This window comes from Mesorhizobium shangrilense (assembly GCF_028826155.1).
Lineage (GTDB): Bacteria > Pseudomonadota > Alphaproteobacteria > Rhizobiales > Rhizobiaceae > Arvimicrobium > Arvimicrobium flavum.
In genome coordinates this window covers 2,737,623-2,762,646 of record NZ_JAQGPN010000001.1, presented here as the reverse complement: position 1 = coordinate 2,762,646, position 25,024 = coordinate 2,737,623, and the positions used below count along the sequence as shown (strand labels likewise).

The window sequence follows — 25,024 nt, the reverse complement described above, 5'->3', positions numbered from 1 at the left end:
GCGCAAGACCTGGAGGGATCAACTTGAAGATCGCGATCATCGGTTCCGGATATGTGGGGCTCGTCACCGGGGCATGCCTGGCCGATTTCGGCCACACGGTCGCCTGCATCGACAAGGAGGAGCTCAAGATCGCCGCCCTCAAGCGCGGTCAGGTCCCGATTTTCGAGCCCGGCCTCGAAGCCCTGGTCGCGCGCAACCTGCACGAAGCCCGTCTCTCCTTCACCACCGACGTTGCCGCGCCAGTTTCGAAAGCCGATGTCGTCTTCATCGCCGTCGGGACGCCCTCGCGGCGCGGCGACGGTCATGCGGACCTCTGCTATGTGTACCAGGCGGCGCGAGAGATCGCGCCCATCCTGCCGAGATCGGCGGTGGTCGTGACCAAATCGACGGTGCCGGTCGGCACGGGCGACGAGGTCGAGCGCATTATCCGCGAAGCATGCCCCCACGACGATTTCGCCGTGGCCTCCAATCCGGAATTCCTGCGCGAAGGCGCGGCGATCCAGGATTTCAAGCATCCGGACCGGATCGTAGTCGGCATCGAGGACAACGACGCGCGCGCCGTCATGATGGAAGTCTACCGACCGCTCTTCCTGAACAAGTCGCCGATCATGTTCACCTCCAGGCGTTCGGCGGAGCTCATAAAATATGCGGCGAACGCCTTCCTGGCGATGAAGATCACCTTCATCAACGAGATAGCCGACCTGTGCGAGAAGGTACACGCCGACATCCAGGAGGTGGCGCTCGGCATCGGGACGGACAACCGCATCGGCTCCAAGTTCCTCCATGCGGGTCCGGGCTTTGGCGGCTCGTGCTTTCCGAAAGACACGGTCGCGCTCATCAAGTCGGCCCAGGATCACGGCGGGGCGGTGCGCCTCGTCGAAACGACCATCGCCGTCAACGATGCGCGCAAGCGCGCCATGGCGCGCCGCGTCATCGAGGCCGTGGGCGGCAACGTGCGAGGCAAGACCATCGCGATCTTCGGCCTGACCTTCAAGCCCAACACCGATGACATGAGGGAAGCGCCCTCGATCGCGATCATCCAGGCCCTGCAGGACGCCGGCGCGCGCATCCAGGCCTATGATCCGAAGGGAATGGACCAGGCGCGTGCAATCTGGACGGACGTTTCGTTCCGCGCCAATCCCTACAGCGCTGCACGCAACGCAAGCGCCATCTGCATCTTGACCGAGTGGGAGCAGTTTCGTGCGCTGGATTTCGAGCGGCTCGGCCGCGCCGTTGCGTCACCGATCCTCGTCGACTTCCGCAATATCTACTCGGCGCGCGACGTCACGCGGCATGGTTTTGCCTATTTCGGCGTCGGTTCCGCGCCGGAGTTGCCAGGACCGGTTGAGCCGACAACCGCCGAATACGAACGGGTGGCGGCGGCCGAGTAGGCCCGCGAGGCGTCGGCTCCACCTTTGCCCCCTGCGGATACCATGCCCGCCTGACGCTCAATCGTCATAGCCGGTATGGGGAGTTGCCTTAGACTCGTCGGCGCGAGCGGATTTCTCTGCAGCCTTGAGGTGGTCGGCGATCACCTGCGCGGCCAGTTCGGCGCCTGCGCGACTGAAATGGCCATCCGCTGCATACATGCTCGCCGGGTCTTTCTGCTGGCGTAGGCTGAGATGGAGATCGATGACGTCGATCGATTCCGCCTTGGCCGCCTCCAACACCAGGTCGCGCAGCTGGTCGAACGCGAAATTGGAGGAGAGTGCTCCCATATAGCGGTCAATTCTCGGGATATAGACCAGCGTGAAGGTGCCGCCCCAACTCTCTGCCACGGCTTTGGCGCGCCGAAGGGTCTCCCGGAATTCCGGCAGCGGCTCGGAGATCTTCGGATAGACGAGCCCAAGGCGCGTGAGCGTCTGCTGAAGCGCCACGAAGTTGCGCAGGACCGATGTTTCGGTCAGGAGATCAACCGCATTGATGCGCTCGGTATCGACTTGCTGCTGCAACGCGGTTCGCGCACGCTTGAGACTCGCCGCCGCGCTGACGGGATTTCCGTAGTCCGCCTCGGGACGCAGGGCTCCCGCCAGCCACGCGTCGTTTCGTTCCGCTTCGAGATTCTCCCAGTCATTGCCGGCAAAGAACGCCATTACCGCGTGGCGCGGGTGCAGTATTGGTCCGAACCGACCCAAAGTGGCGAGTTCGGCTATCGGCCCGTTGCCCCTGATGCCGAAACCGGCCGCCGCGACGCCACGGCTTCTCAAACGAGATGCCAGGTCTTGTCCGCGCGGAAGACAGAAACCTTCGATGAAGGAGTCTCCCAGGAGAACAACGTCGACGCGCGACTTGTAGATCTCATCGGGATTGTTGAACCCGTAACGGTCGGCCGTGTAGGTGATGAGGTTCTCCTCGGGCGCGCAAAGCACCACGCGAGTGCCAGGGAAGCCCGACAGGATCGATTGATTCAGCTGTTCGTTGTCGGACAAGTGATTGAGACGCCGCAGCGTGAAGCCTCGCACAAGATTGGCATTCTCGAGCATTCCTCTCTGCTCGGCAGTCAATTGACCGAGCATGCCCATCCGGACAGGCACGGACTGCATGGTCAGAAGCGCCTCGAACAGGAAGAGAGCGGCAAGAGCGCTCAGGCCGCACGATCCGACAATCATGGCCACGTTGGCGCTCGCGAATATGGCTGTGCCAAGAAACCCGACGGCGATCAGGACTGGAATGGCGACGTAGCGCAGGAAGTGCGGAGCCTCAGATGCATAGGCGGCAAAATTCAGCAGCGCATAGGTCGGACTCAGCAGAAGATACACACCCACGATGATGCACGCCGCGGCCCCCAAGCCACGTCCCATCCCGCTCCTCCGTTTCGGGCGTGCCCCATCGTCTCGCGGAGCATTGTGGGATTCCACCGATGTCATGTCCTGCCCCCCGCGTATGGCGACCGGCTTGCTTCAGCACGCTTTGTCGCATGCTGTAGCCGATCGAGATCAAGGTCTCCGCCAGCCCAGCCTGCAGCCGTAGCCATCGATGGCGATACGTGTGTTTCGCAAAGGTGTGCTGTCGCGCTTCTGGAGCCCCGGGATCGGGGGGCCCTCGGACGCGTGGCAAGGTCACGAGACGCAGGCGTGGGGCCGAGCGGCCAAGCCGTCGCAAGGCCCGGCCGACGATGGCGGGATGTTGTCCTGTCCGTATGAAGCACGAGATGGATCCAGTTCTCTCCCAAGACGGATCGCGGTCGGTTCATTCTGTGCACAGACGCGCACACCCCACTGTTTGACCTGGGGATCGGCATCCTGGGTGCTGCCTGCTGTGCTGTCATGTCAGGAAAAATTGGTCTTGGCAGGGAAGCTTGGCTTGCGCTCTACGCCCGCCGCCGCGGCGCTTTCGCCCTCCTCGCACAGCAGATGCGCTCACCGGTCAGCCGAAATCGGCTCTGCTCGTCCCTTGCAACGCCACGGGCGGAGGAGCACCGCTCACAGGCGCCGGATCTGTCGGCATTGCCGCAGCGTTCTCGGTTTCCGGCGCTCTTATCGGAACGCCTTCCGCGACGCCTCTTGAACTGAACGAGGCGAGAGCCTGGGTTGCGGTCATCACAAACAGCGGCGCGCAATACATTGCGATGCGGCCGACATTGTACCGCACATCGACGGCGAAGGCCGTGGCCACAATACCGAGGATCACGCCCAAGTCCGCCGGTTCGGAGATCCTTCCCTTGCGAGGGGCGCCCAGCGACAGGTACCACAAGCCGATCAGGATCAATGGCGGAAGCAGGTTTCGGTACGCGCCTCTCGGACTGAACATCAGCGCTATCATGCCCGCGGCGGAGGAAAGGAATTTTGAAGGCGTGCGCTGGTGCTCCCATCCGGGGAACTGGAGAACGCTCACGGCAACGAAGGTGGCAGCGACCACGGCAGCCGCCGCGACCAGCGCCTTGAAGTAAAAGCGCCGGTCATTGTGCGCGAACAGAAAACGGCTGCCGGTCAAAAGACAGGCAAGAATGGCGACCTTTTCGTTGACGAAGGCAGCGACAAGCACCGTCAGCACGAAGGCCAGCATGGAACGCTCGAAGACGGATATGGCGACAAGGGTCACGAATGGCAACGCGATCCCGTCGACGCTCGTCAGCCCCAGGAAATGAGACAGGATGAATAGGGTCAAAGCCCCTATGAGGCCCCACTCCCTCGGCAGCTTCAGCCGGATTCGGCAGTAGGCGTAGGTCATGAGGCAGGATACGAACACGTAGAATACATTGGCCGCAGACATCGCCTGGGTCGCCCTGATGTATTCAATGGAGTCTGAAATCATGGCCGGTTCGTTCAACTTCACCAGCGGCATGTAGTAGAACGGAATCGCCAGGATGACCGAGCCGATCCGGTAGACGAACGGACTTCTGGGCACTGCCCCCCCTGGCTCGCCAAGCACGTGGAGCAGGTAGGGGGCGTAGTCGTCGTAGGGCATGGCGTCGAATAGGGCTATTCGATAGACCTCGAAAAACGTGTCCAGGGACGCGGTCAACAAAAGCAGGACTGCGAAAACTTCGAACGCTTGCGACCCGGGGCGTCGGACGGAAGCGGCAAGGGCTCCGATGATGTGGCCAGGACCGCGCTGGAGACCATCTGACGAAACGGTTGGAGAACCGGCTTGCAAGTCGGAATGCTCGTATCGCACCGTCATTGGTTCCTCGCCGAGATGAGCTGCTGTCCCATTGGTTCCCAGGTCGACGGCGCAGCCGGCCTGCGGGTTCTGCCTCGCCCCGAAGCCACCGCAGCGCCCACAGTCAGCAGCAGAGGCACTGTGAGAAACCGGGCGTACATATGCGTGCCGGAGAAGGCGATGAACGCCACGGCCGTGGCGACCGCCACCGTGCAAAGGAGTATCGCGCCTCCATCCCGGCGATGGCGACCCTGCCACGGCGCTATGAGAGCGCTCCCCAGGATAAGGAGGTAGCCGCAGAGGGCGACCAGACCGCCCTCGTTGAGCAGCAGCAGATAGGCGTTGTGAACAGACAACCCCTGTTCGCTGACAGTGCGATACTGATCGGTGCCCATCCCCAGAAGGAGGTGGGTATCAGCCAGTCGCCATGCTTCCTTGATCAGTTCGTAGCGGTCGACGAAAGTCCCCGCCTCGGTGATGTCGCCTTCGGTAACGGCGTTGAGGACCCGCCGCTGGAACACTGCAGGAAGGAAGTGCTCCCCCCACAACACGACCGTAGCCACCGCCCCCCCGCACACCATCACGAAGACGGCCAGGATCTTGGGACGCCTTGCGCCGATCATATAGATCCCGGTGGAGAGCAACGCCCCGATCAGTCCGGTATTGGAGCTGGCGAGCACCAGCGCCACCAGCAACGGGACGGCCAGCGCGATGGTGGTGGGCAGCTTGAAAGCTCTGATGGTTGTGAGAAAGCACAGTAATGGAAGAGTAAGAGCAATGTAGCCGGCCAGGCCGTTCGCGTTGTCCACGAAGCCCGTCAACCGACCGCCCCCGGTGACGATGGCGAAATGTCGGGCATGTCCGGCATTGAATCCCAGCGCATAGGCGCCGATGCCGAAAACGCACATCGTGACCATTCCGTACACGCAGCACTTGGCCAGCGTGATGGCGTCGTCATAGGACGAACGGCTCACAGCGAAGGGCAGCAAGATATACGCGAACAGGTACTGGGCGAAGACCACCCACGCGCGCGCCATGTCGCCATTGATCAGGCTGCTGACGAGCAGGCCGTAGTTCAACATGACAAAGCCGGCGTACCACAGCAGCGTTCCCTCGCCGAGGGGCCTGATCGGCCACCCTGAGAGCAGACGAAGCATGATCGCCATCAGGAAAAAAAAATCGCCCGCCGTGAAGAAGAGATCCGGATGACGGAACGCGCTGTAGGGCGCGAAGAAGACGGCTGCACATACCAGGCCGAACTCAAGACGCTGAAGAGAAGCAGAAGCTGCGTCTCTCATGGCTTTGGCGCCGATTGCGACGGGCCGCCGCGAGCAGACATGCCTCGCATTGCAACGATCGGGGCGACGATCCGGTATGCCGCGGTCGAGTCGCGCCCCCGACGGGCCTTGGTCAGGCCCCGTCCGACTTGAGAGCCGGGAGTGATTGCTTGCCTGACAATGATCCCGATCACGGCTCCGGCCCCACTAACCGGGGTATTTTTCTTGATTGGACTAGCTCCGCCCTCGCGTGACAAGGCGTTGCGGGATCATCCGCGGGAAAACCTTACGTGCTGCCGATATCCAGAAGCGGGGGGAACGGCTGGATGCCCCCCGATACGTCGCCATCGCAAAACAGGCATGGTTCACGGCAAAGGATCTCAGCCGGGGCATTGGCGACCGCCGCGCACTGCGCGCGAACGCGTCAGGACGACAGCCAGAATCCGAAGAGCAGAAGAAAGGCGATTCCCAGCCCAACAAAGGCAAATGTCTTCGAGTCCATGGCGCGAACTCCCAGCTCGCGAAAGTCTATCGGAATGCGCCGAAAAGGGCGAGTCGGCGTGCTCGCGACGGGGACGCCTCAAATCCCGGTGCAAAATCGCGAGCATAGGAGTATTCTCCCCTGGGGGCAGGTCGCGTCTTGCGTGGCCGGTCTAGCTGGACCACAGCGCCGCGCACCGCGACCGAACCGGGACCCGCTCTTGGAGGATGGTCATGGCAACCTTTCACGTGATCGCAGGCGCCACCGAAACGCTGGAGCACACCGGAGTGCGAAAGATCGGTGTTTCGGACCTGTTCGACGCGCTGAGGCGCGGCATCGACGACTTCCTGGTAAAGCCGTCCCACATCGTCTTCCTATTCATGATCTACCCTATCATGGGCGTCGTCCTGGCGGCCTGGACCTCCGGGGCAAACGCGCTGCCGATGCTGTTTCCACTGGTATCGGGTTTTGCGCTCATCGGCCCCTTCGCCGCCCTCGGCCTCTACGAGATCAGCCGTCGGCGCGAACTCGGCATGGACACGTCATGGCGGCATGCCTTCGACATCAGGCATTCGCCGGCGTTGCCCTCGATCGCCGCTGTCGGCATCATGCTGTTCGTCATCTTCGTCGGTTGGCTCCTGACGGCGCAGGCCTTTTACGAGTATCTGTTCGGGTCGCAGCCGCCCGCATCGATTTCCGGGTTCTTGGACCAGATCTTCGCCACCGGCCACGGATGGACGCTGATCATCGTGGGACACGCCATCGGCCTCGTCTTTGCACTGGTGGTGCTCTGCACCACTGTCATCGCCTTCCCGCTCCTCCTCGACCGCGACGTCGGCGCTTATGAGGCGATCCACACCTCGGTGCGGGCCGTGCTGGCCAATCCGTTCGTGATGCTGGTCTGGGGGCTGATGGTGGCCGTGGGGCTGATGCTCGGGTCGATCCCGCTCTTTGCCGGCCTGGCCGTCGTGCTGCCCGTCTTCGGACACGCGACCTGGCATCTGTATCGAAAGCTCATCGAGCCCCTGCCCTCGCCTTCACATCAGCCGAGACGCTGACCGAGCGAGACCCGGCCCGGCGCCAGTTCGCGGCGCCGGTCCGCCCACCGTCAATAGGCAGGATGGCTGAAGCGCGCCTGCTGCGCCCCTCTGGTCAGGCTGCGGAAGTCCTTGCCGGTGACGTGCACGAGCGTCTTGTGATCGCCGCCTTCGAAGTAGATATCGTTGGCATCGCGAAGGCTTTCGTCGAGGATCACCGGCAGGTTGTAGGCTGCTCCGATGGGCGGCACCGCGCCGATGTCGCAGTCGTCGAACAACGATCCCACCTCGTCCTCGGAGGCAAGGCCGAGACGCTTGTCCATGATGTCCTGCAGAGCCCCCAGTTCCACCCTGTGCGTGCTCGGGACCACGGCGAGCGCGTAGCCGAGTTCATGGTGGATCACTACGGTCTTCGCCAACCTGCTGCCCGGCACATGAGCGGCCATGGCGGATTGCCGGCTGGTGGCCGTGCGTTGATGCGCGAGCGTATCATAAGAGACGCCCTCGCCGTCGATGTACTTCTTGAGTTTGGGTGCTATCGTCATCTTGGGCGTCCTTTGCTGGCATGCATGACGCGTATGAGCGAAGCGGTGATTGTCCTCCCGTCAGCCCGGATGTCAATCGGGAATGGTCCGAGCCTGGGCCGGTTGCGCGCTGTAGGGCACGAGCGCAGCGGCGCGGGTGGGCTTCAGGACCCGGCGCCGAAGAAGGTGAGGCGGCTGAAAAGCGTGTACTCGGATTCGATCACCATGATCGCAACGAACACCAGAACGAATACCGGCGGCACGATGATCGCATAGACGAGTGCCAGACGCTCCCAGGCCATGTGCATGAAGACAGCGACGATCAGGCCCGCCTTGAGCACCATGAACAACAGGATCAGCGACCAGCGCAGGTAACCCTGCAGGTGGAAGTAGTCGACCATGTAGGAGCCTGCGCTGAGCACGAACAGCCATCCCCAAACCACTAGGTAAAGCTTGATGGGATGCTCCTGATGCGTGTCGGCGTGCGTGGCAGCCACCGCGGTCTCATGCCCGTGGGCGGCATGCAATGCGTGTTGTCCGTTTGCAGGTACGGTCGCTTCAGACATATCCGCCTCTCACCAGAGATAGAAGAACGCAAAGATGAACACCCAGACCAGATCGACGAAGTGCCAGTAGAGCCCCATGATCTCCACGCTTTCGTACTGGCCGCGCCGGCTGGTGAAGAAACCGCGCGCGCCGGTGTCGTAGTCGCCGCGCAGGACCTTGCGGGCGATGATGATGAGGAAGATCACGCCGATGGTAACGTGGGTGCCGTGGAAGCCGGTGATCATGAAGAAGGACGATCCGAACTGCGCTGCGCCCCAAGGATTGCCCCACGGCCGCACCCCTTCCTGGATCAGCTTGGTCCACTCGAAGGCCTGCATGCCGACGAAGGTCGCGCCCAGCACGGCGGTCAGCAGCATCAGCGCAGCGGTTTTGCGGCGATCGCGGCGGTAGCCGAACATCACCGCCATGGCCATCGTGCCGCTCGAGGAGATCAGTACGAAGGTCATGATGGCGATGAGGATGAGCGGAATATCGGCGCCCCCGATATGCAGCGCAAAGACCTCGCTCGGGTTGGGCCAGGGCACCCGCGTCGACATGCGCGCCGTCATGTAGGACAGGAGGAAGCAGCCGAAGATGAAAGTATCGCTGAGGAGAAAGATCCACATCATGGCCTTTCCCCAGGAGACGTTCTTGAACGCCCGCTGGTCGGAGGCCCAATCCGCGGCGATCCCCCTCAGCCCGTCAGGCCGCGGGGTGGCGTAGCCGGCATCTGAGATCGTGGTTTCGGCCATCCGCCCCCTCCTTCAGGTCAGCAATTGACGGCAAATGTCTATGAAGTCGTTCGCCCATCCGGCGATCAGCACGAAGAGCGCGAGCCAGATGAACAGCAGGAAGTGCCAGTACATGGCGCAGAGTTCCACGCCGAGGCGAAGCCGCTCGCGTGGGACGTCGCCCCATGCCCTGGCGGTCGTCACGCCGAGCGCCACGAGGCCGCCGACGATGTGAAGGCCGTGCATGCCGGTCAGGAGGTAGAAAAAACTGTTTGCCGGGTTGCCGTTGAGCAGGTAGCCGCTGGCGGCGAGGTCCCGCCAGGCGCTCACCTGTCCCGCGAGAAAAACAAGCGCGGTGAGTCCTCCGGTGACAAGCGCGAGCCGCGTCGTTTGGATCTGGTCCTTGCGCGACGACACCACCGCGATGTGAAGCGCGACGCTGCTCAGCGCAAGGACGAGCGTATTGAACCACAGGATGCGCGGCAGCGGCATCGCCCGCCAGTCCGCAAGCTCCATACGCATGAAATAGGCGCTGGCGAAGAGCGCGAACAAGCATCCCACGACTGCGAGGAACACGCCGAGGCCGAGCTTGGGATTCGGCATCGTCGGCGCCTGCCCGCCCGGGAACACGTCGACGCCCTGCTCCAGCCACGGCTTGGACATCAATCGCTGCTGGCTGAGCCACCAGCCGGCTACGCCCGCGATGACCAGCAGGAAGACGAGGATGACGCTCATGCTCTCCCCGCCGCCTTCATCGGACCCGGATCGTTCTGCGGAATGAAATCTTCAGGCGCGCCGGGAACGCTGTAGTCGTAGGCCCAGCGATAGACGACCGGAACCTCCTTGCCCCAGTTGCCGTGCGGCGGCGGCGTCGTGGGCGTCTGCCATTCGAGGCTGGTCGCCCGCCACGGGTTGCCGCCGGCATCCTTGCCGAAGCGAAGGCTCCAGATCAGGTTGAACAGGAAAACCAGCTGCGCGAAGCCGACGATGAACGCCATCACGCTGATGAACTCGTTGAGCGTGTGGACCGAGTCGGGAATGAAGGCGGTATCGCCGAGTTCCGGATAGCGCCGCGGCACGCCGACCAGGCCCACATAATGCATCGGGAAGAAGATCAGGTAGGCGCCGAGGAAGGTGACCCAGAAATGGAACCTGCCCATCCACTCGTCGAGCATGCGGCCGGTGATCTTCGGATACCAGTGGTAGATCGCGCCAAACACCACGAGGATCGGCGCCACGCCCATCACCATGTGGAAGTGGGCGACCACGAACATGGTGTCGGACAGCGGCACGTCGACGACCACGTTGCCGAGGAACAGGCCGGTCAGCCCCCCATTGACGAACGTGACGATGAAGGCCAGCGCGAACAGCATCGGGATGGTCAGATGGATGTCGCCGCGCCACAGCGTCAGCACCCAGTTGTAGACCTTGATGGCGGTCGGGACGGCGATGATCAGCGTCGTCGTGGCGAAGAAGAACCCGAAATACGGGTGCATGCCGCTCACATACATGTGGTGCGCCCACACCACGAAAGACAGCGCACCGATGCCGACGATCGCCCACACCATCATGCGGTACCCGAAAATGTTCTTCCGGGCATGCGTGCTGATCAGGTCGGAGACGATGCCGAAGGCGGGCAGCGCCACGATGTAGACCTCCGGGTGCCCGAAGAACCAGAACAGATGCTGGAACAGGATCGGGCTGCCGCCGCCATAGGAGAGCTGTTCGCCCATCTCGACCAGCGCCGGCATGAAGAAGCTGGTTCCGAGCAGGCGGTCGAACAGCATCATGACGCTGGCGACGAACAGTGCCGGAAAGGCGAGAAGCGCCATCACGGTTGCGGTGAAGATGCCCCAGACGGTCAGCGGCATGCGCATCAGCGTCATGCCGCGCGTGCGTCCCTGCAGCACCGTCACAACATAGTTCAGGCCGCCCATGGTGAAGCCGATGATGAACAGGATCAGCGACACCAGCATGAGGATGATGCCGGCCTGCTGGCCGCCGGGTGTGCCTCCGAGGATCGCCTGCGGCGGGTAGAGCGTCCAGCCGGCGCCGGTCGGGCCGCCTGGTGCGAAGAAGCTGGCGACGAGGATCAGGACTGCGAGCAGGTAGATCCAGTAGCTCAGCATGTTGACGTAGGGGAACACCATGTCCCGCGCGCCGACCATGAGCGGGATCAGGTAGTTGCCGAAACCGCCGAGAAACAGCGCAGTGAGCAGGTAGATGACCATGATCATCCCATGCATGGTCATGAACTGGTAATAGGCTTCCGGGGTGATGAAATCAAAGGTGCCGGGGAAGCCGAGTTGCAGCCGCATCAGCCAGGAGAGCACCAGCGCCACGAAGCCGATGGCCATCGCGGTGCCGGCATACTGGATTGCGATGACCTTGGCGTCCTGCGAGAAGACGTAGGTCGTCCACCAGCTGTGAGGATGGTAGAGTTCGAGTTCCGGAACTTCCGCGGGCGGAATGGCATCTGCCGCGCGCGGCGAGACATCGACCATCACCTGTTCTCCTGCTTCTCCGGCGAGGCCCGAGGCGGCCGGGCCCCGTCATGGCAAATGCAACGCTATGCCGCCTCCATCCTCATTGCTGCGCCTGCTGGATCGCGCCACTCGCACCCGTTCGCGCCGGCTCTGCCGCGCCAACCTTGTCGGGTGAGAAAAGCTGCGCGAAGGTCGACTGCTCCTGCAGCCAGGCCTGGTAGTCCTCATCATTGTCGACCGCGACGACGCCGCGCATGAAGCCGTGCCCGGTCCCGCAGAGCTCTGCGCACAGCACTTCGAAGCTGCCGGTCCGCGTCGGCGTGAACCAGAAGTAGGTGACGGAGCCGGGGATCATATCCATCTTGGCGCGAAACTCGGGCACGTAGAAATCGTGCAGCACGTCGATCGACCGCAGCAGCATCTTCACCGGCTTGCCGACCGGGAGGTGCAGGTCGGCCGCCTCGACGACGACGTCGTCCTGCCCGTTTGTGTCGTCCGGATTGACGCCGAGGGGATTTTCGGCGCTGACCAGGCGGCTGTCGGAGGTTCCGAGCTTGCCGTCGGTTCCGGGCAGGCGGAAGCTCCATTGCCATTGCTGGGCGATGACCTCTACGTCGGTGGCGTCATCCGGAACCGTGATGAACTGGGCCCAGACATAGAGGCCGGGCGCCAGCATGGCAGCGACGCCGACGCCGGTGACGACCGTCAGCCAGGTCTCGAGCCGCTTGCTCTCTGGCTCATAATGCGCCCTCGCCGCCTCCTTGTGACGGAACCGCCAGACACAATAGGCCATGAACAGCACGACCGCGGAAAAGACGACGCCTGTGATCCAGAAGGTGATGACGAGCGTGTGGTCGATATAGTCCCAGTTGGACGCAATCGGCGTCCACCACCATGGGCTGAGCGCGTGAAAGAGCACAGAACCCACGACAATCAGGACGAGTACGAACGCTACAACCATGCGCGTTCCTCCCGGCATTCCCGGGAGCTGCTTCCGAGACCCGGAATGCCGGTTGCATCATGCTTGATTTGGTCACGGAATTCTAGTGGCGGTAGGCTGGCGAACAGCGGCGTCATGTCGCGCGGCGCACACCGTCCCGGAGCTCGGCGGTTCATGGCGCAATGGCGACAGAAGACGAGAGCCGCATCGACCGAGACGCCGAGGCCCTTCGTCGAGCGACGATCTTGCGCGGTGGTCGGGCGCGCCGCTGCATTTACATAGCGGTTGATTTTCAACGCCTGTCGAGGCAATGAGGGCTTGCGGGACAATCGACTGACTTGATGAAGGACCACGATATGCGACGGCAAGCTGCGGTTTTTGTTACACTCCTGGGCCTCGCGGTCAGTGGCTGCGCGCAGACCGAACAGCAGCAGCGCGCGGGAACTGGTGCGCTCGTCGGCGCTGCTGGCGGCGCCCTCGTCGGACAGGCCCTCGGCCGCGACACGAAGAGCACCGTGATCGGCGCAGCCAGCGGCGCGCTGCTCGGCGCGGCGGTCGGCACCGCGACCACCCCGAACCGGGGCGAACAGATGTGCCAGTACCGGGGCCGTGACGGCAGGATCTTCGTCGCGCCGTGTGACGAGCGCTACTACTCCGGGAACTACTGACCGGCTGCATCGCGCAGTGGCCTCGCGGGAGGCCACCAGAAGCAAATAAGCCTTCCGGCGACGAGCTGAAACGCGTCGCCGGAAGGCTTAATGTTGGAATGCTGCCCCATCCTCGCGACCGCGAGGGGGACACCCACTGCGAGGCTCAGCCGTCGGCCCTAGACCGCGGCGTCATCGCGCACTCGGGATTGTGATTGATCCCCTCCCGGGCCGGGCGTATCCTCGCCGCGCATGAATGCGAGGTCTGGCATGACTGATGTCTGGTTTTCGCGACCGGTTCTTGTGGCGGTGGGCATCACGGGCGACGTTCAGAACGTGCTCGGCCCGAAGCAGGCGCTCGAACTCCTCGACCATCACTGGCGCAATGCGGGCACGCCCGCATTCCTCAATGCGCGGCATGCCTGCGTCACCGCCATGCACGGCGAGAAGCCGGCCGACGCCGCTCGTGAGGCGTTCATGGACGCGGCTCGCGAAGCGCGGCTACTGGCAGAGTAAGGCGGAAGCCGCGGCAACGCGCCCTCGGGCCGCGATCAGCCCTCAAGCTGCAGGAATCGAGCCGTGTCGACGTCGACAGGGATTCCGTTGCGCATCCGATCGGCCTCGACCTTCCATTCGCGATCTCCGGGCGCCATGATCTCACGTCCGGCGCGCGCGGGCGCCTCCCTCAGCCGGTCGAGATAGCCAGCCATCGCCTCCCCGAAGGCGGCTGCGCCGCCGAACCGCTCCGGATCGATCGCCAGGCAGAATTGCCCCATGTTGCGCGGCGTCCGGATGTCCTCCGACCCCATCTGGATCATCTGGTCATCGACGGCCATCCCCATCAGCACGGCGGAAAGGATGGTTGCAAGACCCGCCAGCCCGGCTCCCTTGAAACCGTACTGCGCGCCACCCAAGGGCAGCAACGTGCGGGCGAGTTCGGCCTCGGTCGTCGGGTGTCCCTCGCCATCCACGGCGACGTCGGCAGGCAGCCCAAGCCCCAGCGAACGATAGAGAAGCACGCGGTTGAACGGAATGGATGAGGTTGCAAGATCCAGCAGCCAAGGCCTGCCGCCGGCGACGGGCGCCGCCGCGGCGATCGGATTGGTGCCGTGGAAGGGCGCAACGCCATCGAACAAGGTGACGGCGGAATCGGCGTTCGAGGTGCAGAGGGCGACGAAACCCGCTTCGGCGCCGGCCCGCGCATAAGCGCCAGCCGCCCCGAAATGCGAGGAGCGGACGATCCCCACTACGCCGACCCCGCTTTCACGCGCGATCTCGCAGGCAAGCTCCATGCCTTGATAGGCGGCCGGATGCCCGAGCCCGTCGTCGGCGTCGAGAACGGCGGTAGCCGCTGCAGTTCGCCTGATCGTGCGCTTCGGCAATCCGTTGACGCGGCCGCCTTTCAACACCATGGCATAGTGTGGGACCAGCCTCACGCCGTGGCTGTCGACGCCCAGTCGCGACGCATGCATCAGCGCCCGCGTCGTCGCTTCGGCCGATGGTCCGTCCGCGCCATTGTCGCGCAGAGAGGAGAAGACCCGCCCCTCGAGAACTGCCGGGTCAACGAGGATCGTCCGGTTCGCTTGATCTGCCATCACGACACCTTGGTTAGCTGGCTGACGGTGATTGGGCCGTCATGCAACGTCGCCGGCTTCACCGGCCCCTGGCGCATATATCTGCGCCGCATGATCACAGGATCCGCCCCGGATTGAGAATGTCCTTGGGATCGAGCGCGCGCTTGACGCTCGCCATCAGCGCCAGTTCCGGCGCGCTGCGCGTCATGCCGAGATAGGACCGCTTGATACGTCCAATGCCATGCTCGGCCGAAACCGAGCCGCCGAGCCGTTTCGTGTGATCGTAGACGAGTTGTTCGACGGCTTTCCTCACGAAATCCGTAAGATCGGGCGGCATGATCTGCAGGTGGATGTTCGAATCGGCGATGTGCCCGAACGCAACCCACACCACGCCCCGGAAGGCAGCAGGGAGATCGCGTCTGAGCGCGTCAATCGCCTCTGACAGGCGATCGAGTGGAATCGAGATGTCGAAGCCGACGCCCTTGCTGAAGTGGCGGTCATATTCGTAGACGCTCTCGCGCAGGGCCCAGAAGCCGTCGCGCTCGGCCTGAGACTTGGCAATGACGGCGTCCAGCACCAGACCATCTTCGTAAAGGCCCGCAAGCGCCGCCTCGAAGGCCGCGGCGCCGCCGGGCGCTTCCACCAAAAGATAGAGGTCATGCCCCTGCTCGATCGGCGCCGCGACGCCGATCGAGGTCGTGGCGATCTCATACATTTCACGCCACATCGCCTCGAAGACCAGCAGACCCGCCGGCAGCGACCGTTCCAGACCACGCAGCACGGCGATCGCATCCGACGTCGAGGAAACCGCCAGGACCGCGGTCTGGACGCCGACCGGCTTCGGATGGAGGGCCACCACCACGCGCGTGACGACGCCGAGCGTCCCCTCGGACCCAATGAAGAGCTGCGTCCAGTCGTAGCCGGCGTTGTTCTTCATCATCTTGTTGAGCGAGCGGACAACCGTACCGTCGGCGAGGACGGCTTCCAGCCCCAGCACGTTCTTCCGCGCCATGCCGTACCGCAGCACCTGGTTGCCGCCGGCGTTTGTGGCGACGTTGCCGCCGATGGTGCAGGAGCCCCGCGCTCCGAGATCGATGCCGCACATCAGGCCGGCGTCGTCTGCCGCCTGCTGCACCAGGTGCAGCGGCGTCCCGGCGAGCGCCGTCAACGTGCTGCTGCTGCGGTCCAACTCCTCGACACCCACCATGCGCTCCAGCGAAAGCGCCACTTCGCCCTCGCCCGGATGGGCCCCTCCGGCCAGACCGGTCAGCCCACCTTGTGTCACCACGGCCTGGCCGTGAGCGTGGCAGATAGCGAGGGCGGCCGAAACGTCTTCGGTCGTGCGCGGCAGGACGAGCGCCAGCGGCGATGCCGGCTCAAGGCCGGATGCGTCCGACCAGTTGCGCAAGGGTATTTCGCCGCCGACTTTCACCTTGTCGGGCCCGAGCCGCATCAGCAGCTCATCAACGGCCGCATTCGACATACCCAGAACTCCTCCGTCGACCACGTCGCACTTCGCTGACGATCCGGTCGAATCGAACGTTTATACGATCTCGTTCGGAACGTGATAGCTCAGGTTGAGCCAGTCGGGGCGATTTCGGGTCTTCGTCGGTGGTGAATTGTAGGATTTTCGGGAACAGGATGGAGGCCGAAGTCCTGTCGGCCTCCCGTCAGCTCATCGGATATCCAATGCCGGTGCGAGGCCCAGCGGCCCCCGCCCCGCCTCAGATGTTGCGGCGCTTGCCTTCCAGCAGATCGATCATGGCGCGCGCCGAATCGAGCACGCTGGTGCCCGGGCCGAACACCGCCGCCACGCCGTGCTCGTGGAGGAACTCGTAGTCCTGGCGCGGGATGACGCCGCCGACCACGACGATGATCTCTTCCGCACCGCGCGATCTCAGCGCCGCGATGAGCTGGGGCGCCAGGGTCTTGTGCCCGGCGGCAAGCGACGACATGCCGACCACGTGCACCTTTGACTTCACCGCCAGGTCGGCCGCCTCTTCCGGCGTCTGGAACAGCGGTCCGGCGATCACTTCGAAGCCGATGTCACCATAGCCTGAAGCGATGACCTTGGCGCCGCGGTCGTGCCCGTCCTGGCCGATCTTCGCGACCAGCACTTTTGGCGTCTGCCCGAGCGTCTTCGCCAGCTCGCCGAGGCGGGCGACGAGGTTGTCGTATTCGGGATCGCCCTCGTACGACTTGCCGTAAACGTTCTTGACCACCTTCGGGACAGCCGCATGGTCCCCGAAGGCATGGCGCAGCGCGTCCGAGATTTCGCCCACCGTGGCGCGGGCCCGCGAGGCCTCGACGGCTGCCTCGAGGATGTTGCCCTTGCCGGTAGCCGCGACTTCCGCCAGCACGGCAAGGGCCGCGTCAACGCGCTTGGGATCTCGCTGACGCCGCGTCTGTTCGATGCGCCGGATCTGGGCCTCGCGCACCGCCTTGTTGTCGATGTCGAGGATGTCGATCTTGTCCTCGCTCTCCAGCCGGTACTTGTTGACGCCGACGATGACCTCGTCGCCGCGGTCGACGGCAGCCTGGCGCTTGGTCGCCGCCTCTTCGATCAGGCGCTTGGGCAAGCCGTCATTGACCGCCTTGGTCATGCCGCCCATCGCCTCGATCTCCTCGATCAGCTTCCAGGCTGCGTCGGCGAGGTCCTTGGTCAGGCTTTCGACATAGTAGGAGCCGGCGAGCGGATCGACGACCTTCGTGACGCCCGTCTCGTGCTGCAGGATCAGCTGCGTGTTACGGGCGATGCGGGCCGAAAACTCTGTCGGCAGGGCGATCGCCTCGTCGAAGGAGTTGGTGTGCAGCGACTGGGTGCCGCCAAGCGCGGCCGACATTGCCTCAAAGGCGGTGCGTACGATGTTGTTGTAGGGATCCTGCTCCTGCAACGACACGCCCGACGTCTGGCAGTGCGTGCGCAGCATCAGCGAGGACGGCTTCTTGGGCTCGAACTCCTCCATGATGCGCGTCCACAAAAGCCGCGCGGCGCGCAGCTTGGCCGCTTCCATGAAGAAGTTCATGCCGATGGCGAAGAAGAACGACAGGCGGCCGGCGAAATCGTCGACGTCCAGCCCCTTCTTCAGCGCCGCACGGACATATTCGCGCCCGTCGGCCAGCGTGAAGGCCAGTTCCTGCACCAGCGTCGAGCCCGCCTCCTGCATGTGGTAGCCGGAGATCGAGATCGAATTGAATTTTGGCATTTCCTTCGCCGTGTACTCGATGATGTCGGCGATGATCCGCATCGAGGGCTCGGGCGGGTAGATGTAGGTGTTGCGGACCATAAATTCCTTGAGGATGTCGTTCTGGATGGTCCCCGAAAGCTGCGCCCGCGGCACGCCCTGCTCCTCGCCAGCGACGATGAAGTTGGCGAGGATCGGGATCACCGCGCCGTTCATGGTCATCGACACCGAGACCTTTTCGAGCGGGATGCCGTCGAACAGGATCTTCATGTCCTCGACCGAGTCGATCGCCACACCCGCCTTGCCGACATCGCCCTCGACACGCGGATGGTCGCTGTCATAGCCGCGGTGGGTGGCGAGGTCGAAGGCGACCGAGACGCCCTGCTGACCGGCGGCGAGCGCCTTGCGATAAAATGCGTTCGACGCCTCGGCGGTTGAGAACCCCGCATATTGCCGGATGGTCCAGGGCCTGCCGGCATACATGGTGGCGCGCGGCCCACGCACGAACGGTTTTTGGCCGGGCATTGAGCCCAGATGGTCTACGCCCGCAAGGTCCTCGGCCGTGTAGAGCGGCTTGACGTCGATGCCCTCGGGCGTCTTCCAGACCAGCGTCTCGGAGGAGGCCTTCACCTCGCGCTCGGCCGCGGCGTTCCATTTGGCGAGCTTTTCGGTCACTGGACCCTCCCGAAAGCCTGACACGCAGCCGCCACCATCACTCGAACTCCATGATCAGTTCGTCGACGCCGAGGCTGGCTCCTGCCTTGGCCGCGATGCGGCTGACCACGCCACGGCGTTCGGCCCGCAGCACGTTCTCCATCTTCATCGCCTCGACGGTGGCGAGCGCCTGCCCGGCCTCGACCGTATCGCCCTCGTTGACGACGATGGAGGTAACGACGCCCGGCATCGGGCAGAGAAGGAACTTGGAGGTGTCCGGCGGCAGCTTCTTCGGCATGAGGCGCGCTAGCTCGGCCACCCGCGGCGAGCGGACGAACACGGTCGCGTCAATGCCGCGCCACCGCAGCCGGATCCTCGAGCCAGCCAGCCCGGTCTTGATGCCGACGGCGCGCCCGTCGATCTTGAACGTGGCGTGGGTCGCGCCCGGTTGCCAGTCGCTCGACACCTGGAGCGTCGTGCCGTCATCAAACGACACCGCAACACTGTCCTGCCTTTGCTCGCAGTGAATCGGGAACGAGAAGTCGTCGAGCGCGACGATCCAGTCCGGCGAGACCGGCCGCGCGTGGTTGGCGAGCGCGCCGGAGATTTGGACGTCCCTGCCCTGCACCCTCAGATTGATCAGCGCGGCCGCTGCGGCGAGCAATCTGGCGTCAGCCTCACGCGGCGTCACGCCCGCAAAACCGTCGGGAAACTCCTCCGCGATGTAGGCGGTTGTCAGCCGGCCTTCGCGGAACCGCTCCTGCTCCATGACAGCCGACAGGAACGGCAGGTTGTGGCCGATGCCCTCGACCTCGAAATCGTCGAGCGCCGCGCTCATCGCGTCGATCGCGGTGATGCGGTCGGGCGCCCAGGTGCAGAGCTTGGCGATCATCGGGTCGTAATACATCGAGATCTCGCCGCCCTCGAAGACGCCGGTGTCGTTGCGCACCACGATGCCATCGGCCTGCTCGCCTTCGACGGGCGGGCGATAGCGCGTCAGTCGGCCGATCGACGGCAGGAAGTTGCGATACGGATCCTCGGCGTAGAGCCGGCTTTCGATCGCCCAGCCGTTCAGCTTCACGTCGTCCTGGGCAATGCGCAGCCGCTCGCCAGCGGCGACGCGGATCATCTCCTCCACCAGATCCAGGCCGGTGATCAGCTCCGTCACCGGATGCTCGACCTGCAGGCGGGTGTTCATCTCGAGGAAGTAGAAATTGCGGTCGCCGTCGACGATGAACTCGACGGTGCCCGCGGAAAAATAGCCGACGGCCTTGGCAAGCGCGACGGCTTGCTCGCCCATCGCCTTGCGCGTCGCGGCGTCGAGGAACGGCGACGGCGCCTCCTCGATGACCTTCTGGTTGCGGCGCTGGATGGAGCATTCGCGCTCGCCCAGATAGACGATGTTGCCGTGCTGGTCTCCCAGCACCTGGATCTCGATGTGGCGCGGCTGCGTGACGAACTTCTCGATGAAGATGCGGTCGTCGCCGAAGGAGGACTTCGCCTCGTTCCTCGACGACTGGAACCCCTCGCGCGCCTCGGCGTCGTTCCAGGCGATCCGCATTCCCTTGCCGCCGCCCCCGGCGGAGGCCTTGATCATCACCGGATAGCCGATCGAGCCAGCTATGTGGACGGCCTCGTCCGCAGTCTCAATAAGTCCCATGTGACCGGGAACGGTGGAAACGCCGGCGGAGGCCGCGATCTTCTTCGATGTGATCTTGTCGCCCATCGCCTCGATGGCGACCGGCGGCGGGCCGATGAAGGCCACGCCCTCGGCCTTCAGCGCCTCGGCGAAGTTGGCGTTCTCCGACAGGAAGCCGTAGCCGGGGTGCACGGCGTCCGCGCCCGTCTTACGGATGGCGTCGAGGATTTTCTCGATGACGATGTAGGACTGTGACGACGGGGCCGGGCCGATGTGGACTGCTTCGTCGGCCATCTTGACATGCAGCGCGTCGCGGTCGGCGTCGGAATAGACGGCGACGGTTGCGATGCCGAGCTTTTGGGCCGTCTTGATGACCCGGCAGGCGATCTCGCCACGATTGGCAATGAGGATCTTCTTGAACATGTCGGTCGGCCTCATAGCGGCATCGTGTCGTGCTTCTTCCACCGCGCATCGACGCTCTTGCCGCGCAGTGCGGCGAAGGCGCGTGCGATGCGCTTGCGCGACGAGTGCGGCATGATCACCTCGTCGATGAAGCCGCGCTCGGCCGCGATGAACGGATTGGCGAAGCGCTCTTCATAGTCCTTCGTGCGCTGGGCGATCTTATCCGGGTCGCCGAGTTCCGAACGGTAGAGGATCTCGGTCGCGCCCTTGGCGCCCATCACCGCGATCTCGGCGGTCGGCCAGGCGTAGTTGACGTCGGCGCCGATATGCTTCGACGCCATGACGTCATAGGCGCCGCCATACGCCTTGCGCGTGATCAGCGTGACCATCGGCACGGTCGCCTGGCTGTAGGCGAACAGCAGCTTCGCGCCATGCTTGATGACGCCGCCATACTCCTGCGCCGTGCCCGGCAGGAAGCCCGGTACGTCGACCAGCGTCAGGATGGGGATGGAGAAAGCGTCGCAGAAGCGCACGAAGCGCGCCGCCTTGCGCGAGGAATCGATGTCGAGGCAACCTGCCAGCACCATGGGCTGGTTGGCGACTACGCCGACGGTCTGGCCCTCGATGCGCACGAAGCCGGTGATGATGTTGCGCGCGTAAGCCTCCTGGACCTCGAAGAAGTCGCCTTCGTCGGCGATCGCCAGGATCAGTTCCTTCATGTCGTAGGGCTTGTTGGCGATGTCAGGCACCAGTGTGTCCAGCCGCATTTTGAGGCGCGAAGGCTCGTCGTGGAACGGCCTGACCGGCGGCTTCTCGCGGTTGTTGAGCGGCAGGAAGTCGAACAGACGCCGCACACCTTCCAGCGCCTCGATGTCATTGTCGAATGCGCCGTCGGCGACGGAGGATTTTTGCGTGTGGGTGCGCGCGCCGCCGAGTTCCTCGGCCGTGACGATCTCGTTGGTGACGGTCTTCACGACGTCCGGGCCCGTCACGAACATGTAGGACGAGTCGCGCACCATGAAGATGAAGTCGGTCATGGCGGGCGAATAGACCGCGCCGCCGGCGCAGGGGCCCATGATGACCGAGATCTGCGGCACGACGCCGGAAGCGTCGGCATTACGCTTGAACACGTCGGCATAGCCGGCGAGCGAGGCCACGCCCTCCTGGATGCGCGCGCCGCCGCTGTCGTTCAGGCCAATCACCGGCGCGCCGTTGCGCACGGCCATGTCCATGATCTTGCAAATTTTTTGCGCGTGCGTCTCGGACAGTGAGCCGCCGAGCACGGTAAAATCCTGCGAGAACACGTACACCATCCGGCCGTTGATCGTGCCCCAGCCGGTGACGACGCCGTCGCCGGCGACTTTCTGGCTGGCCATGCCGAAATCGACTGCGCGGTGCGTGACATACATGTCGTATTCCTCGAACGATCCCTCGTCGAGGAGCACTTCGATGCGCTCACGGGCGGTCAGCTTGCCCTTGGCGTGCTGCGCGTCGATGCGCTTCTGCCCACCGCCGAGGCGAGCTTCTGCGCGGCGGGCTTCCAGTTGCTCGAGAACGGCGCGCATCAGCGGACGCCCTGCCGCTCGGCAGCGAGGCTGCAAACATGAAAAGCTAGAGCCATTCTGACTATTCTCCCGAAAGCGCGCGACGCTCGCCCTTTATGCGGTCGGCTGTCGCGAGAAAATGTTTGATCGGGTGCGCGTGTGTAATGTAGATGTTTGCAAATTGAATTTTGCGAAGTTGCAAACATGGCCGCCGGAAAGCTCTTCATTGGTCGCAAGGTCCGCGAAATGCGGGAGGCCAACAGTTCGACGCAGACCGCCTTTGCGGAACGCCTCGGCATTTCGACCAGCTATCTCAACCAGATCGAGAACAACCAGCGGCCTGTCTCGGCCACGGTCCTGTTGTCGCTTGCCGAGAACTTCAAGATGGACATCGCCTCCATCTCGGGCAGCGACAGCGACCGGCTCCTGTCGGCCCTGAGCGAGGCGCTGGCCGATCCGGTCTTCGGCACCTATTCGCCGAGCCTGCAGGAATTGAAGCTGGTGACGCAGAACGCGCCGGGCATCGCGCGCGCCCTGATCGCCGGACACCAGGCCTACCGGCGCAACAGCGAGCAGCTGGCGAGCGTCGACGACCAAATGGTCCGCACCAACACGCCGAGCGACCCGACGCCCTACGAGGAAGTGCGCGACTTCTTTCACTTCATCGACAACTATGTCGACGAGCTTGACCTTGCGGCGGAGACGCTGGCCGGCCGCCTGGGCATTCCGGAGAATGAAGCCGGGGCTGCCCTTCCCCGCTATCTGGAGGAAAGGCACGGCGTCAGGACGATCCGCACGGCGCGCGGCGACGACCCCCTCCGTCGCTACGATGCCGACGGACGCATTCTCTACATGAACGGCTACGCGCCGGCTCCCACGCGAACCTTCCAGACGGCTTTCCAGGTGGCGGCTGTGGAGGAGAGGGCGACGATGGACAGGATCGTGAGCCGTGCCGGCTTTCGCACGCCGGAGGCGAGCGAGATCTGTCGAATCGGGCTTCAGAATTACTTCGCGGGCGCTCTCTGCCTGCCCTACGGAACGTTCCTCGCGGCGGCGAAGGAGGTGCGGCACGATCTCGAACTGCTGGCTGCCCGCTTCGGCGCAAGCCTCGAACAAGTGGCGCACCGCCTTTCCACGCTGCAGCGGCCGGGCGCCAAGGGAACGCCTGTGTTCTTCGCCCGCGTCGATCGCGCCGGAAACATCACCAAGCGCCACAGCGCGGCAAAGCTCCAGTTCGCCCGCTATGGCGGCGCCTGCCCGCTCTGGAACGTGCACGAGGCATTCGAAACGCCGGGCCGCATCATCCGCCAGCTCGCCGAGACGCCAGACGGGGCCCGCTACCTCTCGATAGCCACCGAGCTTTCCAAGACGAGCGGCGGATTCAATGCGCTGCGCCCTCGCTACGCCATTGCGCTCGGCTGCGAGGTCTCGCATGCGCGTGACTTCGTCTATGCGGACGGGCTTGATCTGGTGAACCGGGCCGCCTTCGACCCGATCGGTATCTCATGCCGCATCTGCGAGCGCGTCGACTGCTTCCAGCGTGCCGTGCCGCCGCTCAAACGGCAGTTGACCGTCGACCACAATCTGCGCACCGCCCTGCCCTACAAGGTTTTGTAGGTCGACGAATGGATCGGCATGCGGAAGGCACGGGTCGCGTTCATCCGCCCGAAGTGTGGCCTCACTTTCCGACGGTGATCGAAATCTCCTGGGTGCGTATCGGCTGCCCCTTCACACCCACGTCCAGCACCACGCTGTCGGATCCAGAAAATCCCGTATCGCTCTGATAGAAGACGACCTGCGCCGGAATGCGCTTGCCTGCGCAAACCTGGTCGGTTTGCGGGATCGGCACGGCCAGCACCCGAATGATCAGCTTGCCGCCGACTGGCGCCTTGGCAATGCGCAGCTGCGGTATGGGTGCGCCCTGGCAGGGCTCGGCAACTGTCGCAAAAATGCCGAGTTGAAGCTCCTTTCCAGGCGTCGCGTCATAGGAAATCTTATCCGGCGATTGTGCAAATCCCTCGGTCCCGGGCATCGCTGCCATCAGCAGTGCTGGCAGTAGTCGAGATACGCGCTTCATGCGGATTTCCTTGCATCCGAGATGCTCGCCCTTGCCTCCAGAGTTTTGACATGCCTGTCGCGTCCGCAACAAGGTGGATTCGCCTGCGGCGTGTCGCCGACATTGTCCCGGCGCATGTCGCGATCTTCAAGAGGTGTACAAGGCGCAGCCTTTCATGAGAGAACGGAAAGCACCGTCGTGCGTTCGACATCGCGGCGGACGCGCGCTGGCGGCAAGAACTGGAGACTGATCATGAACGCGAAGCTGATCGCCGCGACCCTGTTGCTTGCGATGGCGGGCGCAGCGCACGCACAGGAGGTATTGACGCCGGCCCCCAGATTGATCTGTCCTGACGGTTCCGACCCGCTGATCACCGGCACCTGCACCCCGCTCAAGTTCCGCAACGCCATCGACGAAGGCCGCGCCACGTCGGTCCTGCCGCCCGCCCCTCCGGTCTTCGTGCCCAACGATCCGCTTGGCAGCGCCGTGGGCAACAGCCCCCCCGACATCGGCGGGATGAGCGGCTTCGGCAACTCTGCGATCCAGCTGCCGAAGCTCAAGTGACGGAAGGACGTCCCGCTACGCGAAAGCGCATTGGGTGACGCCGACATGCGTGCGCACGAGGCAGCCTTAGGCCTTCATTGACCAGGGTTTGACACCGTGTCACTCTCGGTCGGTTCCGCGCTTCGAGCACATGAA

The 25,024-nt window shown here is 64.0% G+C and carries 21 protein-coding genes; 6 read left to right on the top strand and 15 right to left on the bottom strand.

Annotated elements, in window-relative coordinates:
* Nucleotides 1-23: 23 nt before the first annotated feature.
* A complete protein-coding gene (locus PD284_RS13315; protein WP_274628673.1) occupies nt 24-1,391 on the top strand; it encodes a UDP-glucose dehydrogenase family protein in 1,368 nt (455 codons plus the stop codon).
* Nucleotides 1,392-1,448: 57 nt separating this feature from the next.
* On the opposite strand, the gene PD284_RS13310 is transcribed toward PD284_RS13315, so the two are convergent.
* From PD284_RS13310 to PD284_RS13300, 3 genes are all read right to left on the bottom strand, one after another.
* Nucleotides 1,449-2,867, bottom strand: a complete 1,419-nt coding sequence (locus PD284_RS13310) for an SGNH/GDSL hydrolase family protein (protein WP_274628672.1) — start codon at nt 2,865-2,867, stop codon at nt 1,449-1,451.
* A gap of 499 nt (nt 2,868-3,366) precedes the next feature.
* Nucleotides 3,367-4,464 carry a hypothetical protein gene (locus PD284_RS13305; protein ID WP_274628671.1) on the bottom strand — a complete coding sequence of 366 codons (1,098 nt, stop codon included), beginning with the start codon at nt 4,462-4,464 and terminating at the stop codon, nt 3,367-3,369.
* Between the two features lie 155 nt (nt 4,465-4,619).
* On the bottom strand, nt 4,620-5,900 hold the full coding sequence (locus PD284_RS13300; protein WP_274628670.1) for an O-antigen ligase family protein: 1,281 nt from the start codon (nt 5,898-5,900) through the stop codon (nt 4,620-4,622).
* 693 nt (nt 5,901-6,593) lie between these two features.
* Between PD284_RS13300 and PD284_RS13295 the strand changes: the two genes are divergently transcribed.
* Nucleotides 6,594-7,418 (top strand): DUF2189 domain-containing protein, encoded by an 825-nt coding sequence (locus PD284_RS13295; RefSeq protein ID WP_274628669.1) that lies wholly within the window; start codon nt 6,594-6,596, stop codon nt 7,416-7,418.
* 50 nt (nt 7,419-7,468) lie between these two features.
* Here PD284_RS13295 and PD284_RS13290 read toward each other — a convergent pair whose 3' ends face one another.
* The 6 genes from PD284_RS13290 to coxB all read right to left on the bottom strand — a co-directional run bounded on the left by PD284_RS13290 (nt 7,469) and on the right by coxB (nt 12,645).
* Nucleotides 7,469-7,942: an aminoacyl-tRNA deacylase gene (locus PD284_RS13290; protein ID WP_274628668.1), complete on the bottom strand. Its 474-nt coding sequence runs from the start codon at nt 7,940-7,942 to the stop codon at nt 7,469-7,471.
* A gap of 143 nt (nt 7,943-8,085) precedes the next feature.
* Nucleotides 8,086-8,487 carry a cytochrome C oxidase subunit IV family protein gene (locus tag PD284_RS13285; RefSeq protein WP_274628667.1) on the bottom strand — a complete coding sequence of 134 codons (402 nt, stop codon included), beginning with the start codon at nt 8,485-8,487 and terminating at the stop codon, nt 8,086-8,088.
* 9 nt (nt 8,488-8,496) lie between these two features.
* A complete protein-coding gene (locus tag PD284_RS13280) occupies nt 8,497-9,219 on the bottom strand; it encodes a heme-copper oxidase subunit III family protein (RefSeq protein WP_274628666.1) in 723 nt (240 codons plus the stop codon).
* Between the two features lie 12 nt (nt 9,220-9,231).
* Nucleotides 9,232-9,933, bottom strand: coding sequence for a cytochrome c oxidase subunit 3 (locus PD284_RS13275; RefSeq protein WP_274628665.1), 702 nt, complete (start codon nt 9,931-9,933; stop codon nt 9,232-9,234).
* On the bottom strand, nt 9,930-11,702 hold the full coding sequence (locus PD284_RS13270; RefSeq protein WP_274628664.1) for a cytochrome c oxidase subunit I: 1,773 nt from the start codon (nt 11,700-11,702) through the stop codon (nt 9,930-9,932). Before PD284_RS13270 ends, PD284_RS13275 begins: the two co-directional genes overlap by 4 nt.
* Nucleotides 11,703-11,784: 82 nt before the next feature.
* Nucleotides 11,785-12,645: a cytochrome c oxidase subunit II gene (gene coxB, locus PD284_RS13265; protein WP_274628663.1), complete on the bottom strand. Its 861-nt coding sequence runs from the start codon at nt 12,643-12,645 to the stop codon at nt 11,785-11,787.
* Nucleotides 12,646-12,980: 335 nt separating this feature from the next.
* On the opposite strand from coxB, the gene PD284_RS13260 reads away from it, so the two are divergent.
* Both PD284_RS13260 and PD284_RS13255 read left to right on the top strand, forming a co-directional pair.
* Complete coding sequence (locus PD284_RS13260) at nt 12,981-13,292, top strand: YMGG-like glycine zipper-containing protein (RefSeq protein ID WP_411956267.1); 312 nt, start codon at nt 12,981-12,983, stop codon at nt 13,290-13,292.
* Nucleotides 13,293-13,541: 249 nt separating this feature from the next.
* Nucleotides 13,542-13,787 (top strand): DUF982 domain-containing protein, encoded by a 246-nt coding sequence (locus tag PD284_RS13255; protein ID WP_274628661.1) that lies wholly within the window; start codon nt 13,542-13,544, stop codon nt 13,785-13,787.
* Nucleotides 13,788-13,822: 35 nt separating this feature from the next.
* On the opposite strand, the gene PD284_RS13250 is transcribed toward PD284_RS13255, so the two are convergent.
* The 5 genes from PD284_RS13250 to PD284_RS13230 all read right to left on the bottom strand — a co-directional run bounded on the left by PD284_RS13250 (nt 13,823) and on the right by PD284_RS13230 (nt 22,290).
* A complete protein-coding gene (locus PD284_RS13250; protein ID WP_274628660.1) occupies nt 13,823-14,866 on the bottom strand; it encodes an Ldh family oxidoreductase in 1,044 nt (347 codons plus the stop codon).
* A 94-nt stretch (nt 14,867-14,960) separates the two neighbouring features.
* Nucleotides 14,961-16,328: an FAD-binding oxidoreductase gene (locus PD284_RS13245; RefSeq protein ID WP_274628659.1), complete on the bottom strand. Its 1,368-nt coding sequence runs from the start codon at nt 16,326-16,328 to the stop codon at nt 14,961-14,963.
* A 241-nt stretch (nt 16,329-16,569) separates the two neighbouring features.
* The gene (gene scpA, locus PD284_RS13240) at nt 16,570-18,705 is read right to left on the bottom strand and encodes a methylmalonyl-CoA mutase (protein WP_274628658.1); all 2,136 of its coding nucleotides are present in this window, start codon (nt 18,703-18,705) and stop codon (nt 16,570-16,572) included.
* Between the two features lie 37 nt (nt 18,706-18,742).
* On the bottom strand, nt 18,743-20,746 hold the full coding sequence (locus tag PD284_RS13235) for an acetyl-CoA carboxylase biotin carboxylase subunit (RefSeq protein ID WP_274628657.1): 2,004 nt from the start codon (nt 20,744-20,746) through the stop codon (nt 18,743-18,745).
* Nucleotides 20,747-20,757: 11 nt separating this feature from the next.
* Entirely contained in the window at nt 20,758-22,290 is a 1,533-nt protein-coding gene (locus tag PD284_RS13230) for an acyl-CoA carboxylase subunit beta (RefSeq protein ID WP_274628656.1), read from the bottom strand.
* A 183-nt stretch (nt 22,291-22,473) separates the two neighbouring features.
* Here PD284_RS13230 and PD284_RS13225 point away from each other — a divergent pair, with 183 nt between their 5' ends.
* Nucleotides 22,474-23,886, top strand: coding sequence for a helix-turn-helix domain-containing protein (locus tag PD284_RS13225; RefSeq protein WP_274628655.1), 1,413 nt, complete (start codon nt 22,474-22,476; stop codon nt 23,884-23,886).
* A gap of 61 nt (nt 23,887-23,947) precedes the next feature.
* Here the strand turns inward: PD284_RS13225 and PD284_RS13220 are convergent, their stop codons facing one another.
* On the bottom strand, nt 23,948-24,346 hold the full coding sequence (locus PD284_RS13220) for a hypothetical protein (protein WP_274628654.1): 399 nt from the start codon (nt 24,344-24,346) through the stop codon (nt 23,948-23,950).
* Between the two features lie 231 nt (nt 24,347-24,577).
* On the opposite strand from PD284_RS13220, the gene PD284_RS13215 reads away from it, so the two are divergent.
* Nucleotides 24,578-24,889: a hypothetical protein gene (locus tag PD284_RS13215; protein WP_274628653.1), complete on the top strand. Its 312-nt coding sequence runs from the start codon at nt 24,578-24,580 to the stop codon at nt 24,887-24,889.
* Nucleotides 24,890-25,024 lie beyond the last annotated feature (135 nt).

Excerpts from the sequence above, each read along its gene's own strand:
- PD284_RS13230 (WP_274628656.1), bottom strand. The coding sequence starts at position 22,290 with ATGCGCGCCGTTCTCGAGCAACTGGAAGCCCGCCGCGCAGAAGCTCGC.
- PD284_RS13295 (WP_274628669.1), top strand. The coding sequence starts at position 6,594 with ATGGCAACCTTTCACGTGATCGCAGGCGCCACCGAAACGCTGGAGCAC.
- PD284_RS13255 (WP_274628661.1), top strand. The coding sequence starts at position 13,542 with ATGACTGATGTCTGGTTTTCGCGACCGGTTCTTGTGGCGGTGGGCATC.
- PD284_RS13235 (WP_274628657.1), bottom strand. The coding sequence starts at position 20,746 with ATGTTCAAGAAGATCCTCATTGCCAATCGTGGCGAGATCGCCTGCCGG.
- PD284_RS13280 (WP_274628666.1), bottom strand. The coding sequence starts at position 9,219 with ATGGCCGAAACCACGATCTCAGATGCCGGCTACGCCACCCCGCGGCCT.
- PD284_RS13290 (WP_274628668.1), bottom strand. The coding sequence starts at position 7,942 with ATGACGATAGCACCCAAACTCAAGAAGTACATCGACGGCGAGGGCGTC.
- PD284_RS13215 (WP_274628653.1), top strand. The coding sequence starts at position 24,578 with ATGAACGCGAAGCTGATCGCCGCGACCCTGTTGCTTGCGATGGCGGGC.
- PD284_RS13285 (WP_274628667.1), bottom strand. The coding sequence starts at position 8,487 with ATGTCTGAAGCGACCGTACCTGCAAACGGACAACACGCATTGCATGCC.
- PD284_RS13225 (WP_274628655.1), top strand. The coding sequence starts at position 22,474 with ATGGCCGCCGGAAAGCTCTTCATTGGTCGCAAGGTCCGCGAAATGCGG.
- PD284_RS13250 (WP_274628660.1), bottom strand. The coding sequence starts at position 14,866 with ATGGCAGATCAAGCGAACCGGACGATCCTCGTTGACCCGGCAGTTCTC.
- PD284_RS13270 (WP_274628664.1), bottom strand. The coding sequence starts at position 11,702 with ATGGTCGATGTCTCGCCGCGCGCGGCAGATGCCATTCCGCCCGCGGAA.
- PD284_RS13260 (WP_411956267.1), top strand. The coding sequence starts at position 12,981 with ATGCGACGGCAAGCTGCGGTTTTTGTTACACTCCTGGGCCTCGCGGTC.
- PD284_RS13245 (WP_274628659.1), bottom strand. The coding sequence starts at position 16,328 with ATGTCGAATGCGGCCGTTGATGAGCTGCTGATGCGGCTCGGGCCCGAC.
- PD284_RS13275 (WP_274628665.1), bottom strand. The coding sequence starts at position 9,933 with ATGAGCGTCATCCTCGTCTTCCTGCTGGTCATCGCGGGCGTAGCCGGC.
- PD284_RS13310 (WP_274628672.1), bottom strand. The coding sequence starts at position 2,867 with ATGACATCGGTGGAATCCCACAATGCTCCGCGAGACGATGGGGCACGC.
- PD284_RS13300 (WP_274628670.1), bottom strand. The coding sequence starts at position 5,900 with ATGAGAGACGCAGCTTCTGCTTCTCTTCAGCGTCTTGAGTTCGGCCTG.
- PD284_RS13220 (WP_274628654.1), bottom strand. The coding sequence starts at position 24,346 with ATGAAGCGCGTATCTCGACTACTGCCAGCACTGCTGATGGCAGCGATG.
- coxB (WP_274628663.1), bottom strand. The coding sequence starts at position 12,645 with ATGGTTGTAGCGTTCGTACTCGTCCTGATTGTCGTGGGTTCTGTGCTC.